Here is a 3,120-nt window from a genome sequence, read left to right as displayed (position 1 = left end):
ACTTAGAAAAAACGCATAATATCAAGTGATGAAAACCTGATACTATGCGTTTTATTGTGGGGATATTTACCTCATTTTCTATTAAAATTGATTTTTTCTCAGAATTCTAGCTTAGGTCATTTTTAAAATTCAAATTCTGCAAGAACATCTTGCCCACTGGTGACCAATTTTGCACCTTCTTGAATCAAATGATGGCAACCATCTGATAGTCCATCTAAAATGCTACCAGGTATAGCAAAAACATCGCGTCCTTCTTCCATTGCCCTCTCACAGGTAATAAGACTACCTGAGCGCATCTTAGCCTCTGCTACAATCACACCACGGCAAAGTCCAGCGATGATGCGATTACGGGCAGGAAAATGAAATTTCAGAGGTTGTTCACCAGGTCCATACTCACTGAGAATCAGATGATCATTGCCGATGTAGTCTTGCAAGCGTTTATTGGCTTTAGGATAAAATACATCCAGACCTGTTCCAATCACTGCAATGGTTTTTCCGCCATTCTGAAGAGCTGCCATATGCGCTGCTGTGTCGATACCCTTGGCTAATCCACTGACAATAACCAATTCATTTTCCAAGCCTTGAATGACTTTTTCAACTGACTTAGCTCCCTGTTTGCTACAAGCACGACTTCCTACGACTGCTACCTTCGGGAATTTCAAGAGGTCAAGATTTCCCTTGTAAAATAAAAGTACAGGCGCATCATATATTTCACTCAAATCCCAAGGGTAACAGTCATCTAAAATAGAGAAAGATGGAAATTTTTGAAACTCCTTCTCCAAATGCGCATCATCTATCTGAAAATAACGTTCCATAAAAACAGCTGGATTTCGGCAACCTGATATATCTGCAATATCACCTAACAACAGTTCTTGATCAACATTTTCACCGTATTCTAGGACTGTCAAAATCTGTTGATTGGTCAAACCCGATTTTTTTAACTTATAGATTTCATAGTTTGTGATTTTCATAAATAACTCCATTTCTTTTTCTAGTCATCTATTTATTCGTAAAAAAATCAAAAAACATCCGACTATTTCAGCCAGATGTTGGAATCTTTAATTTTCGTTTTTAAGAATTTCTTCTAATTTATGATAATCTTGGACACTATCAATCTCATAGATGCTATTGCCTTCTAATTCTTCAACATAGACATCTAGCTCTTTGATATTATCCTTAACCATATTGTCCCAATAGAGATCAACAAATTCACCACTTGCATAAGCCTTGTCGATAAAGCTGACAATCTTTTCTGCAGTTGGAGCATCCCAGAAGGATACACCACTAAGGATACGACCAGCCTTGCTATCAACAATAATGTCTTGAACCTTGTAGTCATCTCCATAGACCAAGAACCATTCGTTGGTACAATCTTCACGATAAACACTAAAATAAGTCGAACGAGTCAAATCATTGCGGAACATATTTTTAAAGAGGTAGTTATCTGCATCAATAACATAGCTGTTAGCTAATTCTTCTTTTACAAGATAGAGAGAGTAAAAGTTATTGTAGTCAGCGTATTTATCATTGAAAACGAGGCGAACACCGTATTTTTCTTTTAAGTAATCGAATTGTTCTTTAAGATAACCGACAATGATGATAATGTCGTTGATTCCTTTTTCTTTGAGAAACTCAATTTGGTATTCAATCAAGGGTTTTTGATTAACCTGAATCAAGGCTTTAGGGGTATTTTCAGTCATAGGACGCAAGCGAGTTCCCAATCCCGCTGCTAAGATAATGGCTTTCACACGAATCTCCTTTATTCTTTAATAATAATATAAACTCCAGCAATGACGACAAGTGACGTCATAATTGTCAGCATATCTAGTGGTGCACCTAAGAAAACAACTGCAAACAAGACAGTCCAAACTACATAACTCACGTTCAATCCTGTAGCCTTGGCTGGTTGCAAGCGATTGATAGCGATATAATAAGCCAAGTAGGAAATCATATCAAAGGCTGCAAAGACAATCATGAGACCTAGCAATTGTCCATTGGCTACTACGGTAAATGACTGATGAGAAAAGAGCACAATCACAAGATAGGATAAGAACGAAGTCACTTGACGAATCAAGAGAGCCTCGATTTCACTCAATTCACTTTCCATGGCAAAGGAGCTAAGAACACTCTCACTCCCCCATGCAATGGCACAAACCAAAGCACAGAGAATCCCAATGTAGAAGGAATTAACCTGTTCAACCTTATAGGTCTGAGCAATAATCCCTGCAATAATCAAGACAATCCCAAACACAGTATTTTTTGAAATCTTGTGCTTCAAAAAGAAGAAAGCCAATAAAACTGAAATCGCAGGGTAAATAGCCGATACCGATGAAGCCAAGGAACTTCCGATATACTTAACCGCATAAAGATTGGCCTGCATACCGATAGGGCCTGCTAGCAAGGCTCCGATGATAACACTCACATTGCGAATATTTAAGAAAATTGAGAGGCGAACTTTCCCTTCTTTTACCAAAAGAAAAGCTAGTAAGATAAAGATACTCAAGAAATCGTGAGCAGCGGCCACCACAAAGGGCGACAAATCTGTAAAAATCGAAAAGATATAAGCACTAATTGTCAGACCTAATCCCCAGAAAATACCTGAGAGTAGACCAAAAGAAACTCCATTTTTATTTTTCATCTGAACCTCCATAATATGACAAACCTTTAACAGCTCTTTGGTAACGACTCACACCATAGTCACCAAAATCTGCACCTTGCTCTTCCTTATAGACAGTCCATAGACTCCAAATAGCATCTTGTAAAATTTTATAAATGGCAATCTTTTCACGAGAGACAGGTGTTTGCTCACTCTCATAGTGAGACAAGAAAGCTTCTTCCTCTTGACGAGTGAATTCAGACTCTAAAAAGAGGGCAGCCAAATCCCACATTGGATCATTCATTGATGAATATTCCCAGTCAATCAGATAAAGTCGTCCTTGAGGTGATTCGATAAAGTTTTCAGGCACCAAATCGATATGACAAGATTTTCTGTCAACACCTAAGTCAGCCAGTCTTTTCTCTAAGGAGAAGACTTCTTCTCTAACTGCTTCATAGTTGGCATAAGGGATTTTCTCTTCAATCAAGGATTCGTATTTTTTGATTTCTTCAAAAGGAGCAAAT

At 37.9% G+C, this 3,120-nt stretch carries 4 protein-coding genes; all 4 read right to left on the bottom strand.

Annotation, left to right across the window (positions count from 1 at the left end; all coding sequences use genetic code 11):
* Positions 1–122: 122 nt before the first annotated feature.
* Positions 123–971 carry a DNA-processing protein DprA gene (gene dprA / locus SMIDD26_RS03350; RefSeq protein ID WP_061438915.1) on the bottom strand — a complete coding sequence of 283 codons (849 nt, stop codon included), beginning with the start codon at positions 969–971 and terminating at the stop codon, positions 123–125.
* A gap of 87 nt (positions 972–1,058) precedes the next feature.
* Positions 1,059–1,748, bottom strand: a complete 690-nt coding sequence (locus SMIDD26_RS03345; protein ID WP_061438913.1) for a sugar phosphate nucleotidyltransferase — start codon at positions 1,746–1,748, stop codon at positions 1,059–1,061.
* Between the two features lie 11 nt (positions 1,749–1,759).
* The gene (locus SMIDD26_RS03340) at positions 1,760–2,638 is read right to left on the bottom strand and encodes a DMT family transporter (RefSeq protein ID WP_061438911.1); all 879 of its coding nucleotides are present in this window, start codon (positions 2,636–2,638) and stop codon (positions 1,760–1,762) included.
* On the bottom strand, positions 2,628–3,120 hold a 493-nt coding region (locus tag SMIDD26_RS03335; RefSeq protein ID WP_167747456.1), incomplete at its 5' end, for a phosphotransferase family protein. The genes SMIDD26_RS03335 and SMIDD26_RS03340, both read right to left, overlap by 11 nt.

This window comes from Streptococcus mitis (genome assembly GCF_001579035.1).
Lineage (GTDB): Bacteria > Bacillota > Bacilli > Lactobacillales > Streptococcaceae > Streptococcus > Streptococcus mitis_J.
This window is presented reverse-complemented; position numbering and strand designations above follow the sequence as displayed.

Excerpts from the sequence above, each read along its gene's own strand:
- dprA (WP_061438915.1), bottom strand. The coding sequence starts at position 971 with ATGAAAATCACAAACTATGAAATCTATAAGTTAAAAAAATCGGGTTTG.
- SMIDD26_RS03340 (WP_061438911.1), bottom strand. The coding sequence starts at position 2,638 with ATGAAAAATAAAAATGGAGTTTCTTTTGGTCTACTCTCAGGTATTTTC.